This is a genomic window from Candidatus Palauibacter sp., assembly GCF_965222475.1.
Classification (GTDB): domain Bacteria; phylum Gemmatimonadota; class Gemmatimonadetes; order Palauibacterales; family Palauibacteraceae; genus Palauibacter.
The window spans coordinates 1188779-1203576 of the sequence record NZ_CBDCUB010000008.1; the positions used below are offsets into that span (position 1 = coordinate 1188779).

Genomic DNA, 14798 nt, shown 5'->3' on the forward strand with positions numbered 1-14798 from the left:
GATGCGTGCCGGTCGGAGGATCGAGGTCCGCGCCGCGCGCGCGGCGGTTGCCCCGGCGCTCGCGCTACTCGCGCTCGCGGGGTCGGCGGTCGCCGCGCCCGCGCCGGCATACTCGGCCCCGGGGTCGGCCCGTGCGGTCCGCACGGACGCGGTTCAGGCGCGCGAGCCGCCCGCGTCGCCCCATGCTGCCGCGGCGATGCGGATGGCGCGCGACGCGCAGCGCGCGTTCGAGCACGTCCGGCGCCGCAACTTCCCGCGCGGCCCGCTGGTCAACCCGAAGTGCGGCGAGGGGATCGGGCGCTTCTGCCTCGTCGAGGGTTGGGATGACGACGATTGGGAGCCGGTCCCGGAGGCGGAAGAGGTCGTGGCGGAGCGACTCGCCCTGATTGCGGTCCTCGACAGCGCCGCCCGGATCGCCCCCGGCGACGAGTGGCTCACAGGGCAGCGCGTCGCCTACCGGCTGGAGGCCGGCCGCGCGGAAGAGGCGCTCGCGCTGCTGGAGGTCTGCCCCGTGGAGGGTGCGTGGTGCGAGGCGCTGGCCGGATTCGTCCTCCAGGAGAGCGGCCGCTACGCGGAGGCGGAGGCGGCCTTCGAGCGGGCGCTCGGCCGGATGACGGTAGAAGAGCGCTGCGATTGGACCGAACCCGGACCGGTTCTCGACCGCCGCTCGCGCGGCCGTTACGAACGCTTCGCCTGCGGAAGCTCGCCCCGGCGCGCCGTGGAGCGCTCGTTCTGGCATCTCTCCGATCCGCTCTGGCTCGTGCCGGGACTGGAGCGGCGCTCAGAACACCTCGCCCGCCGCGTCCGCGCCGCGCTTCAGGCCGACGCCGCGAGCCCCCGGCGGCTGCCGTGGGGCGACGATCTCACCGAGATCACGCTGCGCTTCGGCTGGCCCGCGGGCTGGGAGCGGGCGCGCCGCCGGTTCGTGGGCGTGCGCACCGAGGAACTCGTCTGGGCGCGCCGCCTTCCGGGCGCGCAACGCTTCACGGTGTCGCGCCTCGGGACGGCGGAGGAGGGGCCGCTGTGGAAGCTGGACGAAGCGGACGCCCGCACGAGCTGGACGCCGGCCTTCGGCGAAGTTCTGGAGTTGCCCCATCAGGTGGCCGGCTTTCGGCGCGACGGGCGCCGGCGCGTGGTGGCGGCGTTCACATGGCCGGACTCGTTGCCCTCCTGCGATCTGGAGCGCGGTCTCTTCCTCGCCGACGCCCACGGCGTGACCGCCTCGCGCACCGGCCGCGGCGGCGGGCCGCTATCGGTCGCGGAGCCCCGGGCGGCCGCCCCCGCCACCCTCGTCGGCGTCGAAGCGCGCTGCGCGGAGGAACCGGGCGCCGCCCGCGCACGGATCCCTCTCGCTGAAGGCCATCCGCTGCTCTCCGACATCCTCCTGCTGCACGCGGGCGGCGCCCTCCCCTCCACGCTCGCCGGAGCGCTGGCCCGCGCGCGAGGCGACCGCACCGCCCGGGCGGGCGAGACCTTGGCCGTCTACTGGGAGTGGTACGGCTCCCCCCCGTCCGCCGCCGCCCTCGAGGTGACGCTTTCCCTGGCGCGCGAGGGGAAGGGGTTCTGGCGCAGGGCGCTCGAGTGGAGCGGCCTCGCGGGTCGCGACACCGAACAGGCCGGCATCCGTTGGGTCGAGGCGGCGACTCCCGGTGCCGAGGGCCGCACCGTCGAACTCCGCCTCCCGCTCCTCGACGAAGGGCGATACCGCCTGACTCTCCACGTCCTTTCCCCCGCGCACGGCCAAGCCGAGTCCAGCGTCGAAATCCAAATCGTCGCCGCGCCTCCGCCCGCCGCCGCGCGGCGCAGCGGGACCGTCGGCGCGGGGCCCCGGCTCGTTCCCGGCCCAACCCATTCCACACAAGGAGGCCGACCCGTGATCCGCACCCCGATCGTCCCGGCCGTCGTCCGCCACGTCGTCCCCGCGATGGTTTCCGTCCTCGCTGCCGCCGCCCTGGTTTCCGGGTGCGGCGAGGCCGGCGAGCAGGCGGAACCGGACGCTGCGGCCGCCGCCACCGGGCGCACGCCGCAGTTCGAGAACGAGCACGTGCAGGTGTGGAAGAGCGTGATCGCGCCCGACCAGCCGCTCGAGATGCACCGCCACGACAACCCGCGCGCCATCATCGCGCTCAGGGGCGGGACGCTCACCGTGGTCAGCGACGGCGGGAAGCGGCGCGACATGACGTGGGAGACGGGCCGGGCCTATTGGCTCGACGCCGATCCTCCGGGCGAGCTTCACGGGGACGTGAACCAGGGATCCGAACCCGTCGAGGTTATCGTCGTGCAGCTGAAGGGCGTTGGCCCCGGGCCGTCCACGCCGTGACGGGCCCGCCCTCGACGTGCATATTCCGCCCCCCGCGCGACGACGCGATCCATCCGCAGCCGATACCGGAGGCCCCATGAACCCCCGCGCCCCACTCCCGCGACGCCCCGGCCCCGCCCTCGCCCTCGCGCTTGCCCTCGCCGCAGCTGCGGGCTGTGCGGGCGATGGTTCGTCTCCGGCGGCCTCGACCGCCGATCTCGAGCCGGACGAAGTGCTCGCCGATTCGCTGATCGGCGCGTGGGTCGAGGCTGCGGGAGGCATGGCGGCCTGGCACGACATCGAATCCGCTCGCTACACGATCACGACCGTGTGGTACGACTCGACCGGCGCGATCGAGCGCATGCGACCGCGGCGCGTGGAGTACCGCAAGGTGGACGGCGTCGAGCAGACGCGGATCGAGCGGCCCGAGGCCGAGGGCCTCTACGTGCACACCTTCACCGGCTCCGACATGTGGGCCACGCTCAACGAGCGTCTCCTCGAACCGGGGATCCGGGCCTGGGACGAGTCCGAGTACGTGGGACGCGACGTGGTCTACTGGTTCGGGCTCCCCTACAAGCTGTTCGATCCGGGCGTCAACCGCCGGGCCGGCCCGTGGGAGAGCGGTGGGTACGAGGTCCGGATCACCTTCGGCGACGGCGTCGGACTTCAGTCCGGAGACCGCTACTTCTACTACTTCCTCGACGACGACCCCTGGCCGGAGCAGGTGCACTACATCTCCCAGGGGAGAGGCGAGGAAAGCCGCGCGCGCATGTACTGGGACGGATACGAGCAGGTCGGTGACTTCACGTATGTCATCTCCCGGCTCTATCGGGATACGGAGATGAACCCGACCCGCGAACTCCGCCATGATGACGTCGAACTGAACCCCGTTCTGTCGGATTCCATCTTCCAGCGGCCGGCCTTCTAGGAGCGGCTGCCCCATGCCCGAGGCGAAAGGCCCCGACCCGAGCCGCGCGGTCGAGGACTACCTGAAGGCGGTGTACAAGCTGCAGGCCGAGGCCGGGGGCGCGGCGGTGTCGACGACGGCGCTCGCCGAGGAACTGGATCGCTCGGCGGCGTCGATCACCCGCATGGTGCAGGGGTTGGCGGCGCAGGGGCTGCTGAGCTACACGCGCTACCGCGGCGTCCGGCTTACCCCGCTCGGCGAGGTGACGGCGCTCGGGATCATCCGCCGGCACCGGGTGATCGAACTCTACCTCATCGAGAAGCTCGGGTACTCGTGGGAGGACGTGCACGCCGAGGCCGAGCGCCTGGAGCACGCCGCCTCCGATGTCCTCATCGACCGCATGGCGGAGGCGCTGGGAGAGCCGTTGATCGACCCGCACGGGAGCCCCATCCCCACGCGCGATGGAGAGCTCGCGGCGACCTCGTGGGTCCCGCTCGCCGACATCGGGGACGGGGGTCGGGGCGTGGTGCGCGAGGTGTCCGACCAGAGTCCGCAGATGCTGCGGGAACTCGCCGCCCTGGGGCTCTTCCCCGGCACGCGCATACGCTGCCTGCGCGAACGCGAGGGCGGCGGAGCGCTGCTCGAGGTGGGGGATCGCTCGTTCGAGGTCGAGCCCGCGCTCGCCGGCGCCGTCTTCGTCGAACCCGACGCCTGATCGGCGGTCGCTTCAGTCGAGGAGGGCGGGGAGGACCGTGCCCGCCTCGCCGCGGAGCGCCGCCGCGGCCGCGTCGCTGAGGGCCGTCCGGCGCACGTTGACTTCCACGATGTGGCCTCCGGCCTCCAGCGTCGCGAGCGGCAGGGCGGCGGCGGGGTAGACGACCGCGCTCGTCCCGATCACGAGGCAGAGGTCGGCGCGCTCGGCCAGTTCCCGGGCGCGGCCGAGGACTTCGGCGTCCAGCGGCTCGCCGAACAGGACGATGTCCGGGCGGCGCAGGCCGCCGCACGCGCCGCAGCGGGGCAGGGCGTCGCCGAGCGCCTCGGCCGGGAAGCGCGTCCCGCAGCCGTCGCAGCGGTCACGGCCCACGGCCCCGTGAAGTTCGATCGGGAGGGCCGGGTCGGCGGAGGCGTCTCCCGCCGCCTCGATCGCGGCGCGCGTGTGGAGGCCGTCCACGTTCTGGGTTATGAGACCGGCCTCGCCGCGGCGCAGGAAGAAACGTGCCAGCGCCCGGTGTCCGGCGTTGGGCCGGCAGCCGGCGAGCGCGGAACGGCGCCAGGCGTACCACTCCAGGACGGTGCGCGGGTCGCGCGCCAACGCCTCCGGCGTGGCGAGTTCCTCGGGCCGGTACGACCTCCACAGGCCCCCGGCATCGCGGAAGGTGGGCACCCCCGACTCGGCGGAGATGCCGGCGCCGGTGAGCGCGATCACCCGCCGGGCTTCGCGCACGAGCCTGCGCGCGGTTCGCCATTGACCCTCTTCCATCGCCCGCCGATCTTTGTGGCGCCGACCCCTGCCTCGGCGTGCCGCGCCGCCCGCCCGCCGCGCCGCCCGCGAAGGACGCTGAGCCATCCTGCGAGACGGACCCACGAACGGGACGATGAACGCGTGAGCACGAGAATCAAGGCCGACGGCGCCACCTGGCGCGCGACTCTCGCCGAAGAGGGTGGCGAGCGCGTGGTCGTTTTCTTCTGCACCTCGACCGACCAGCGCCCCTATCGGGTCGTCCGGGTGGACGCGGACCGATACGCGGGGAGCGGGAGCTTCGAGGAGATCCCGGAGGAGGAACTCCGGGCGCTGTTCGACGCTTCGCGTTCGATGGGGATTCCGCGGGACTACCCGACGTACGGTCCTTGAGCGGCGGAACCGCGGGCGGAGCGACGCCGGGCGCGGGAGCGGCTGCGGGCGTCGATCTCCATCTCCACTCGACGCACAGTGACGGGACGATCCCCGTCGACGAGGTCGTGCGGACCGTCGCGGAGGCCGGCCTGGCGGGCTTCGCGCTCACCGATCACGACACGACCTCCGGGCTCGCCGAGGCGGAGGCCGCGGCCCTCAGGCACGGCCTCCGCTTCCTGCCGGGCGCGGAGTTGTCGGCCAACGAGCCGGGGCGATCGGTGCATCTCCTCGCGTTCGGCTTCGATCGCGAGCACCCGGGGCTGCAGGACTTCCTCCGCCGGTATCGGGAAGACCGGCGCCGGCGCGCCCGACGGATCGTCGAGCTCCTGCAGGCGGCGGGGGTAGCGTTGACCGGCGAGGACGTGAAGCGGCAGACGGGCGCGGCGGCCCCGACCCGGGCGCATGTCGCGCGCGCGATGGTCGCCGGGGGGCACGTATCGGACCTGAGCGCGGTGTTCCGGCTGTATCTTTCACGAGGCTGCCCCGCGTTCGTTCGCAAGAAGGAGACGCCGCCGAAGCTGGTGTTCGATCAGGTGCATGCGGCGGGCGGGGTCGTATGCGTCGCGCACCCGGGGACGGTGCACGGCGTGGATGATGTCCGCCGGTGGGCGGGCGAAGGGCTCGACGGGGTCGAGGTCGTGCACCCGGCGAACAAGGCCGCCGTGCAGGCCCGCATGAAGGCCGTGGCCGACGAACTCGGCCTGCTCACGTGCGGCGGCTCGGACTGGCACGGGCCGAGCACGGGGAGACGGAGCCCGGGCTGGGCGCATGTGCCCGCCCGCTGGATGGAGGCGATCCGCGAGCGGACGCACTTCGGTCGCGCCGCCCGCCGGAATTCGGTTCGGCAATGACCGGCAGGACGGTTATCTTGTCATATGTCGGCGGGGAGGTTCCCGCCCGGGAGGTACAGGCGCCATGAGCGAGATGACACAGGCCACCGAACCGATCGTCACCCTGACCCGGGAGGCGGCCGAGAAGGTGAGAGAGTTCCAGGCCGGAGCGGAGGTCGAGGCCGTGCTCCGGGTGAGCGTCATCCCGGGCGGCTGCTCGGGTTTCGAGTACGGGCTGGACATGGACACGACGATTCGCGACGACGATTTCACTTTCGAGTCCGAAGGGGTGCCCGTGGTCATCGACCCGTTCAGCGCGCAGTACCTCGCCGGTCTCTCGATCGGATACCACAGTTCGTTTCAGGGCACCGGCTTCACGTTCGAGAATCCGAACGCGACCGGGAGCTGCGGCTGCGGGACGTCCTTCGCCGTCTAGGCGGCGGAACCTCGGCGTCCGGCCGGGCCCGGCGGTGCGCGTGAGAGCGTCCGTCCCCTTCCGGGTGGGCCTCACCGGCACGGTGGCGGCGGGGAAGAGCGCCGTGGCCCGCCGGCTGGCCGCGTTCGGCGCCACCGTCATCGACTCCGACGAACTCGCCCGCGAAGTCGTGCGGCCGGGCTCGGCGGCCTTCCGGGAGATCCGCGACGTGTTCGGCGAAGACGTGATCGGCTCCGATGGGGCCATCGACCGCGCGGCGCTCGCGGGGGCGGTCTTCGGCGACGACGAGGCGCGGGCGCGTCTCGAGCGCATCTCCCACGCGGGCATCCGCGAACTGCGAGCCCGTCGCGTGGCGGAGGCGACGGCCGCCGGCGAGCGCGTGATCGCGGAGGAGATCCCGCTCCTGTTCGAAGTCGGCCTGGATGAAGATTACGACATGATCGTGGCGATCGACGCGCCGGCGGAAGTACGCGAGGGGCGGGCGCGGCGTTCACGGGGCTGGAGCCCCGAGCGCTTCGCGGCCGTCGATGCGGCCCAGCTCCCGGCCTCCGAGAAACGGCGGCGGGCGGACCGCGTGCTCGACAACGCGGGCGATCCCGAACGGCTCGACCAGGCGGCCCGTGAACTGTGGGAGGGCATCCTGGCGGCCGCCCGGACCCGGGACGCGGATGCGGCCGCGGGGGCGGAAGACGATGTCTGACGGCCGCCGAGTCGTGCCCCGGATGTCTTCCGCGCGGGCCGCCGCTCTCCGGGCGGTTCGGAGCCGCCTGCACGCGGCGGCGTCCGTCGTGCTGACGACGCACGTGAACCCGGACGGCGACGGCATCGGAAGCATGGTGGCGCTGGCGTCGCGGCTCCTGCGGCGTGGTGCGGAAGTCACCATCGTCACGCCGAGCCCTCCCCCGCGTTCCCTCCGCTTCCTCCTCACGGAAGTGCCGGCGCTTGTCCAGCAGGACCCCGCCGCCGCGGATCCGCTGAACCGGGCCGACTGCCTGGCCATCCTCGACACGGCCGAGCCGAAGCGCCTCGGCCGTCTGCCGGGATACGCGGCCCGAGTCGGGGGCGTCCTCATCGACCATCACCCGCCCACCGGAGCCGCCCTCGTGGACCCCGCGATCCGCGACCCGTCGGCCTGCGCCACGGGGGAACTCATCTTCGACCTCCTGTCGTTCGATGAAGACCCGCTCACCCTGCGCGAGGCGGAGGGTCTGTACGCGGCCATCTCGACGGACACCGGTTCCTTCCGTTTCTCCAACACGACCCCCCGCACCCATGCCATCGCGAGCGTGCTGCTCGGGGCGGGGGTGGACTCGGGGGCGATGTATCGAGCCCTGTACGGCGTCTACACCCGCGGCCGGCTCGGGCTGCTGCGGCTCGGTCTCGAGCGGCTCGAGGTCGACCCCCGCGCGCCGATCGCCTGGATCGCCCTCGATCACCGGGCGCTCTCGAGGGTCGGGGCGCGCGGCGAGGACACGGAAGGCCTGGTCGAGTTTCCGCGCCGCCTCGAGGGGATCGAGGTCGGGCTCTTCTTCCGCGGCCTGGCCCCCGACCGGACGAAAGTGTCGCTGCGTTCCAACGGAAGCGTGAATGTGTCCGGCGTGGCGCAACTCCTGGGGGGCGGAGGGCACGCGAAGGCGTCCGGCGCGATCATCGAACTCGATCTGGAACAGGCGGTCCGCGTCGTGCTGGATGCGTTGCGTCCGCTCGTGGAGGCGGCCACCGAGCCGGAACCGCCCTCGCCGCGCTGACGGGGGTCGATTGCCTCCGGAAGGGCGTCGTCCGTATGTTCGGGGCGTGCCGTTTGCGTCCGGGAGATCCGTTGGGGGTCTCCTGAGAGGGGTTCTGGTGGTGGAGGTGAGAGATGGACGCGAAGGTGGGGAAGAACATGCCCGGCCCCCGGAACGGGGCGCTCGATCCCCGGTCCCGGACGGCCCGTCTCGGGGACCTGAGCCGGCGGGTTCCCCCGCCGAGCATCGGCGATATCTGGCTTTTCCCGCCGCTCCCCCAGGTCGAGGATTCGTCCGAGTTTCTCCTCTTCACGCGTATCCTCGAGAATGGAAAACGGGCGCTCTACAGCGCGCGCATGGTCCCGGCCAACGGGAAGCCGACCCATCAGGTGGTGGTGGAGCACGGCCGCGCGCCCGCCGACCGCGTCCCGGGTCTCGTCGCCGGTCTCCAGCGGCGGCTGAGGCAGGCGACGCCGGCGCGACATGTGTCGATCGACGGCGATGACGAGCGCTGGGAGACCTTCCTCGAGCAGTACCGGGAGACCGACGCGGCCGATTGATCGCGGTCGACAGGGGCATTAGCTTCGAGGGTGATCGGCGGATCGCCCCCGGGGTCGGTCCGCCTCCTGATTCTCTGGACGGCGGGATATCGCAGTGAACCCTTTGGACGCGCCGACTCGCGGGATAACGCCGGAAGAGTTGCGTCGCGCTCTGGAAGCCCGGGGACACCGGTTTACGGCCCAGCGCGCCGCGGTGTACCGCGTCCTCTCGGGGACGACGGCGCATCCGACGGCGGATGACGTCTTCACCTCGGTCCGGGAACATATCCCCGACATCAGCCTCGCCACGGTGTACAAGGCGCTCGAGGCGTTCGTCACCTGCGGCGTCGCCCGCAAGCTCTCGCTCGGCGCCGGTCCGGCGCGGTACGACGGCCGCACCGACGAACACGAGCACATCCGCTGCCTCTCGTGCGGGCGCGTGCAGGACATCGAGGGTCTGCGCCCCCGCGACTGGATGCAGGGTCTGTCCGAGATGACGCCCTTCGACGTCGTCGGCTATCGTCTCGAACTGGAGGGCTACTGCCCCGACTGCCTCCACTGACCGGAACGGATCTGCCCGCCGTCCTCGCCGGTCACGGGTGGACCGACCGGCACAACTTCCTCGACCTTCCGCCCGCCCTCTCCGGATGGGACGCGTCCGCCGTCGTCATCCTGCCCGTCCCGTACGAAGCCACGACGAGCTGGGGGACCGGTACGCGGGAAGGCCCGGCGGCGATCATCGAGGCCTCCCGCTACATCGAGTGGTACGACGAGGAACTCGATTCCGAGCCGTACGAAGTCGGCGTCTGCACGCTCCCATCGATCGACCTCGGCACGGAGGGGCCGGAGCTGGCGGTGGCGAGGCTCCGCGCGCTGTACGACGACCTCCTCGAGGCCGCCGGGGACCGCTTCGTCATCGGGCTGGGCGGAGAACACTCCATCTCGAGTGCGCCGGCCACGGCCTGGCTGGACCGGCTCGGCGGTGACGTGACGATCCTCCAGTTCGACGCCCACGCCGACCTCAGGGATCGTCACCACGGCTCGCCGTGGAACCATGCCTGCGTGATGCGGCGCGTGCTGGAACGAAGCGCGAACATCGTATCGGTCGGCATCCGGGCGCTCACCCTGGAGGAGCGCGACATCATCCGCGACCGCGGACTCGAGGTCGTCTTCGCGCACGAGATGCGGCGTCCGGGGTGGGTCGAGCGGGCGCTCCGGGCGCTGGGGGAGAACGTCTACATTACGTTCGACGTGGATTTCTTCGACCCGTCGCTCATGCCGGCCACGGGCACGCCCGAGCCGGGCGGGGGCGGGTGGTGGGACGCCCTCGATCTCCTCTCCCGGGTCTTCCGTGAGCGCAACGTGGTGGGGGCCGACCTCGTCGAACTCGCGCCGCGCCGCGGCGAGGAGGCCTCGGCCTTCACGGCCGCGAAGCTCGCCTACAAGATGATCGGGTTCCGGGCCGCTGGAGGCTGAGTCAGGCGCCGGCGACGCGGCGGCGCTCGAGGCTCTCGAGTTCCTCCTCCACGAGCTGGCGCCGGAGCAACCGCGCGTAGGTGCCCTCGGCCGCGATCAGATCCTCGTGCACGCCGCGTTCCACGAGCCGTCCATCGTCGAGGACGAGAATCAGGTCGGCGGTGCGGACCGCGGATACCCGGTGCGACACGATGATCGACGTCCGCCCGGACATATAGTCGCGCAGCGCCTCCAGGATCGCCGTCTCCGTCTCCGAATCCACGGCCGAGAGGGCGTCGTCGAGGATCAGGATCGGCGCGTCGCGGTGGACCGCGCGGGCCAGCGTGGCGCGCTGTTTCTGCCCCCCGGAGAGGTTGATGCCGCGCTCGCCCAGACGGGTGTCGATCCCGGTGGGGAGGACGGCGAGCGTCTTCTCGAGCTGCGAGACGGCGAGCGCGCTCCGGAGTTCGTCGGTGAGCGGCGCCCCCGCCGCCTCCTCGCCCCGGCGCAGTTCGATGTTCGTCCTCAGCCGCATGCTGAAGAGGAAGGGTTCCTGCGGGACGAAGGCGATCGCGTCCCGGAGAGCCTCCAGCCGGATCTGCCGGATGTCCGCGCCGTCCACGCGGATCGCGCCCCCGGTCACGTCGTAGAGGCGGGGGATGAGCGCGGCCAGCGTCGACTTCCCGCTCGCGGTGGCCCCCACGATGGCGACCGTCTGGCCGGGTTCGATGCGGAACGAGATGCGGTGGAGGATGTCGCGCTCTCCGCCCGGATACCGGAAGGAGACGTCATCGAACGCCACCGCGCCGCGCGGAGCGGGGAAGGCGACCGGCGTCTCCGGGTCGCGGATCCCGGGCGCGATCCCGAGCAGTTCGTTGAGCCGCCCCATCGACGCGGCCCCGCGCTGGAAGAGGTTCGTCACCCAGCCGAGCGCGATCATCGGCCACATGAGCAGCGTGAGGTAGAATGAGAAGGCGACGAAATCGCCGAGGCTGATCGCCCCGCGCAGTACCTGTCCGCCGCCGAACCAGAGCACGACGACGGCGCCGACGCCCGTGAAGAACATGAGCGAGGGATGGAACATCCCCCACACGCGGGCGAGGCCGAGGTTGAGCGACTTGTAGTGCCGGTTCAGGGCCTCGAAACGGTGTGCCCGCGCGTCTTCGCGCACGTACGCCTTCACGATGCGGGCGCCGGCGAGGTTCTCCTGCGCGAAGTTGGACAGCTCCGAGAACTGGGCCTGGATCTTCTCGAAGCGCTGATGGATCTGCCGGCCGAAGATGAACACGACGGGGGGGAGGACGGCCATCGGGATCATCGCCCACAGCGTCAGCATGGGGTCGATCCAGATCATCAACCCGAGGGCCAGCGTGGCGACGGTGGCGGTGTTGACCGCGTACATGATCGCGGGGCCCGCGACCATGCGGACCGCCTGCACGTCGTTCGTGGCCCGGCTCACGAGGTCGCCGGTGCGCCACGCGTCGAAGAACTGCGGCGGGAGACGCATGAGGTGACCGAAGAGATCCCGCCGCAGATCGGTCTCCATCCGCCGGCTGAGGCCGTTGAGCAGCTTCCGCATCCAGAACCGCGTGACGCCGGCGAGCAGGGAAATCCCCGCGAGCAGCGCCGCGTAGCGCAGGATGAGTTCGGGGCGGAGTTCCTGTTCCAGCGCGTCGATCGCCATCTTGAGTATATAGGGGGCCGCGACGGTGAACAGATTGCTGACGATGACGAGGAGGAGCCCGGCCGAGATTCCCAACCGGTACGGGCGGAAGTAGGGTAGCAGCGTTCGAAGGGATTTCAAGGCATCTCCGGTGGACCGGCCGAGCGGACGCGGCGGATGGCGGGGGTCGCCCGGCGCGCCGTCGAACGTACGCGCGCGCCGGGGGCCGTACAATGACAGGAAGGAAGCTTGATGACTGCAAAACGGGGCATTGAACGCCTCGTCGCGACGGGCGCGGCGGCGCTTGCGACGATCGCTCTCGCGGCGGGTTGCGCGCCGGAGATCGTCCCCGATCGGGCGCGGACGGAAGGGGATGCGGGGGAGAACCCGCCCCCGGCGTCGCCCGTGCGGCGGGCTCCGGCCGCGCCGGACACCGAAACGACGGAAGGTGGAGCGCCCGCCGAGGGCGGGAACGAGGCCGAGGTCTCCTTCACGATGGTCCAGGTCAGGGCCGGCGCCGAGTTCGAGATCGAACTCATCGATCCGATCCGCGTGGGTGAACAACGCCCCGGGGACCGTTTCAGGGCGGGGGTGATCCGGCCGCTGATCGAGAACAACATGGTTCTCGTGCCGATGAACTCGCTCGTCGAGGGTGCGATCACCGCGATGGAGATATCGGGCGACGGGGGTGAAGCGATGATCAAGCTCCGCTTCCTCGAGGTCTTCTTCAACGGGCGGGAGTGGCCGATATCGGCGTCGGTCGTCTCGATCGATGCCGCGGGGTTGGGCGCGTGGGCCGACGAGGCGGCGACGGAGCCGATCCTGGGTCGCGTGATCGGGGGCGGTCGTCGGGGGTCGGTCGTCGGAGCGGCGGCCGGCGTGGCGCCGGGCACGGCGATCCTGCTGCCGGCGGGGGACGCGGCCCCGGGGCTCGATCCCGGGGCGATCCTGAGGGTGCGGCTGGACGAACCGTTCGTGTTCGGGATCCCCGCCATGTGAGTCCGTTACTTCGCCACGGGCGTCCGCACGCCCACCCTGGGGCAGTCGGGTTCCAGCGGGCATTCGCCGCAGCGCGGGGCGCGGGCCAGGCAGAGAGAGCGCCCGAAAGTGATGAGGAGCATGTGCATCCGGAATCGCTCTTCGGGGGGCACCCGATGGGCCAGGATTGCGTGCGTCCGGTCGGCGGAGGCCCGCGGAGGGGCCCACGCCAGGCGGCGGGCGATGCGCAGGACGTGCGTGTCGACGGGGAGCACCGGCCGCCGCAGCGAGAAGCAGAGCACGCAGGCGGCGGTCTTCACGCCGACGCCGCGGAAGGTCGTCAGATAGGCGATCGCCTCGTCGTCGTCCATCTCCCCGAGGTGGTCGAGCGACAGTCGGCCGACCTCGGCGGCGAGCCGTTCGAGGGCGTGGAGGATGGCCGGCACCTTCCGGTTCGCCAGCCCCGCGACACGGACGGCGTCCTCCAGCGCCTCCGGGCCGGCGCCAAGCACGGACTCCCAGCAGATCGAGACGGGTTGGCCGGAGTGTCCCGAGGGGTCCTCGCCCCCGGGCCGCGGCTCGCGCGGGAACCGTTCGGCGAGGTTGCGCCAGGCACGGTCCCGGTTCCGGTCGGTCGTCGACTGGCTCAGGATCGTCAGGATGAGTTCGTCGAGCGGAGCGAGCTGCGGCTTGTCGGGCACGGGGAACCGTCGAGCGAGGCGCCGGAGGACGAGACCGGCCTCCGGGCCGGGAGGTGTATCCCCTGCGGAACTCACGGCGGAACTCACGCTGGCGCGTCCCTCCTCTCCGGACCGTCGCGACTCCCGCGGCCACGGCGAACCTTCTAGGTTGGCGCGCAGTGTACCCTGACGCCGGATCCCCCAGCAACGAATCCCGAGGTCGGATACGTTGGATCCCCGCCTCACGGAGGCGCGCAATCCGCGCACCCGCGCGATCGATCGGGCCGACAGCGTCACGATCGTCCGCCTGATCCAGGCGGAGGATCGGGCGGTGCCGGAGGCCATCGCCTCGCAGGCGGAGGGGATCGCGCGCGTGGTGGACGACATCGTCGAGCGCTTCCGCCGCAGGGGGCGTCTCATCTACGCGGGCGCCGGGACGAGCGGCCGACTCGGGGTCCTCGACGCGGCGGAATGCCCGCCCACGTTCGGCGTCGACCCGAGCCTCGTGCGGGCGATCATCGCCGGAGGGCCGGGCGCGCTCGCGCGGAGCGCCGAGGGGGCCGAGGACTCGCGGGCGGGCGGGGCGGAAGCCGTTCGCGAGCTGGGGGTCGGGCCCGCGGATCTCGTGCTCGGGATCGCCACCTCCGGGACGACCCCGTACGTCCTCGGGGCGCTGCGCGAGGCGGCTTCGCTCGGCGCGGGGACGGCCTTTCTCGGCTGCACGGAGCCGGCGCGGGAAGTCGCCGACCTGGTGGACCACCTCATCCTCCCGCTCGTCGGTCCCGAAGTCATCGCCGGCTCCACGCGGATGAAGGCGGGGACCGCGACGAAGCTCGTGCTGAACACGATCACGACGGCGGCGATGGTCCGCGGCGGGCGCGTGTACGAGAACCTCATGGTGGACCTGCGCGCGCGCTCCGCGAAGCTCGTCGACCGGGGGATTCGGATCTTCACGATGGTGACGGGCGCGTCGCGCGCGGAGGCCCGGCGCGCGTTGATCCGCACGGGCGGCGCCGCGAAAACGGCGCTCGCGATGCACGCGCTCGGCGTCGATCGGGCGCGCGCCGAACGGTATCTGGATTGCGTCGACGGCTTCCTCGGCCTGGCGATCGAGCGTTTCGGCGGCGGCTGGCGCCCCCGCTATGGCGGCTACCCGCCGGCGCCGGGCTGGCCCGATGGCCCTGAACTCCTCGCCCGGCTGGGCGAGGCGCCCGCCCGCCTCGCCGCCGCCCGGGAGGCGGGCGCGGCGGCGGACGCGGCGGGCCGGGGCGTGCCCGCGCGGCGAACGGCCTGGAGCCCGGGCCGGCACGCCGCGCACCTGGCGGCGTTCGAGCGGGAGGCGGTGCGGCCGCGCCTCGAGGGTTGGCTCGTGGAGCCGGGCGACCCGGCG

Annotated in this window: 16 protein-coding genes; 13 read left to right on the forward strand and 3 right to left on the reverse strand. The window is 72.2% G+C overall.

Translation table 11 applies throughout. The features are described 5' to 3' along the window. Position 1: 1 nt before the first annotated feature. The 3 genes from ACOQPP_RS20515 to ACOQPP_RS20525 all read left to right on the forward strand — a co-directional run bounded on the left by ACOQPP_RS20515 (position 2) and on the right by ACOQPP_RS20525 (position 3921). Positions 2-2320: a hypothetical protein gene (locus ACOQPP_RS20515; protein ID WP_420637374.1), complete on the forward strand. Its 2319-nt coding sequence runs from the start codon at positions 2-4 to the stop codon at positions 2318-2320. Positions 2321-2396: 76 nt separating this feature from the next. Continuing rightward, the gene (locus ACOQPP_RS20520) at positions 2397-3227 is read left to right on the forward strand and encodes a hypothetical protein (protein WP_420637375.1); all 831 of its coding nucleotides are present in this window, start codon (positions 2397-2399) and stop codon (positions 3225-3227) included. 13 nt (positions 3228-3240) lie between these two features. Next, the gene (locus ACOQPP_RS20525) at positions 3241-3921 is read left to right on the forward strand and encodes a metal-dependent transcriptional regulator (RefSeq protein WP_420637376.1); all 681 of its coding nucleotides are present in this window, start codon (positions 3241-3243) and stop codon (positions 3919-3921) included. A 12-nt stretch (positions 3922-3933) separates the two neighbouring features. Here ACOQPP_RS20525 and ACOQPP_RS20530 read toward each other — a convergent pair whose 3' ends face one another. Beyond that, entirely contained in the window at positions 3934-4686 is a 753-nt protein-coding gene (locus ACOQPP_RS20530; protein ID WP_420637377.1) for an NAD-dependent deacylase, read from the reverse strand. A 123-nt stretch (positions 4687-4809) separates the two neighbouring features. Here ACOQPP_RS20530 and ACOQPP_RS20535 point away from each other — a divergent pair, with 123 nt between their 5' ends. The 8 genes from ACOQPP_RS20535 (at position 4810) to speB (ending at position 10108) form a co-directional block, all read left to right on the forward strand. Further along, positions 4810-5058 carry a hypothetical protein gene (locus ACOQPP_RS20535; protein WP_419164732.1) on the forward strand — a complete coding sequence of 83 codons (249 nt, stop codon included), beginning with the start codon at positions 4810-4812 and terminating at the stop codon, positions 5056-5058. Then, positions 5055-5951 (forward strand): PHP domain-containing protein, encoded by an 897-nt coding sequence (locus ACOQPP_RS20540; RefSeq protein ID WP_419164733.1) that lies wholly within the window; start codon positions 5055-5057, stop codon positions 5949-5951. Before ACOQPP_RS20535 ends, ACOQPP_RS20540 begins: the two co-directional genes overlap by 4 nt. A 64-nt stretch (positions 5952-6015) precedes the next feature. Further along, positions 6016-6366 carry a HesB/IscA family protein gene (locus ACOQPP_RS20545; protein ID WP_419164734.1) on the forward strand — a complete coding sequence of 117 codons (351 nt, stop codon included), beginning with the start codon at positions 6016-6018 and terminating at the stop codon, positions 6364-6366. Positions 6367-6406: 40 nt separating this feature from the next. Next, positions 6407-7066, forward strand: a complete 660-nt coding sequence (gene coaE / locus ACOQPP_RS20550) for a dephospho-CoA kinase (protein WP_420637378.1) — start codon at positions 6407-6409, stop codon at positions 7064-7066. After that, on the forward strand, positions 7059-8114 hold the full coding sequence (locus ACOQPP_RS20555; RefSeq protein WP_419164736.1) for a DHH family phosphoesterase: 1056 nt from the start codon (positions 7059-7061) through the stop codon (positions 8112-8114). The genes coaE and ACOQPP_RS20555 overlap by 8 nt, the downstream gene beginning before the upstream one ends. Before the next feature lie 113 nt (positions 8115-8227). Then, positions 8228-8653 carry a hypothetical protein gene (locus ACOQPP_RS20560; RefSeq protein ID WP_419164737.1) on the forward strand — a complete coding sequence of 142 codons (426 nt, stop codon included), beginning with the start codon at positions 8228-8230 and terminating at the stop codon, positions 8651-8653. Between the two features lie 94 nt (positions 8654-8747). Further along, positions 8748-9194 carry a Fur family transcriptional regulator gene (locus ACOQPP_RS20565; RefSeq protein WP_419164738.1) on the forward strand — a complete coding sequence of 149 codons (447 nt, stop codon included), beginning with the start codon at positions 8748-8750 and terminating at the stop codon, positions 9192-9194. Between the two features lie 11 nt (positions 9195-9205). Next, on the forward strand, positions 9206-10108 hold the full coding sequence (speB, locus tag ACOQPP_RS20570) for an agmatinase (protein ID WP_419164850.1): 903 nt from the start codon (positions 9206-9208) through the stop codon (positions 10106-10108). Position 10109: 1 nt separating this feature from the next. Here speB and ACOQPP_RS20575 read toward each other — a convergent pair whose 3' ends face one another. After that, on the reverse strand, positions 10110-11891 hold the full coding sequence (locus ACOQPP_RS20575; protein ID WP_419164739.1) for an ABC transporter ATP-binding protein: 1782 nt from the start codon (positions 11889-11891) through the stop codon (positions 10110-10112). A 111-nt stretch (positions 11892-12002) separates the two neighbouring features. Between ACOQPP_RS20575 and ACOQPP_RS20580 the strand changes: the two genes are divergently transcribed. Continuing rightward, positions 12003-12749, forward strand: coding sequence for a hypothetical protein (locus ACOQPP_RS20580; protein WP_419164740.1), 747 nt, complete (start codon positions 12003-12005; stop codon positions 12747-12749). A gap of 5 nt (positions 12750-12754) precedes the next feature. Here the strand turns inward: ACOQPP_RS20580 and ACOQPP_RS20585 are convergent, their stop codons facing one another. Further along, positions 12755-13516 carry an endonuclease III domain-containing protein gene (locus ACOQPP_RS20585; RefSeq protein WP_419164741.1) on the reverse strand — a complete coding sequence of 254 codons (762 nt, stop codon included), beginning with the start codon at positions 13514-13516 and terminating at the stop codon, positions 12755-12757. A gap of 121 nt (positions 13517-13637) precedes the next feature. Here ACOQPP_RS20585 and murQ point away from each other — a divergent pair. Further along, on the forward strand, positions 13638-14798 hold a 1161-nt coding region (gene murQ / locus ACOQPP_RS20590), incomplete at its 3' end, for an N-acetylmuramic acid 6-phosphate etherase (RefSeq protein WP_420637379.1).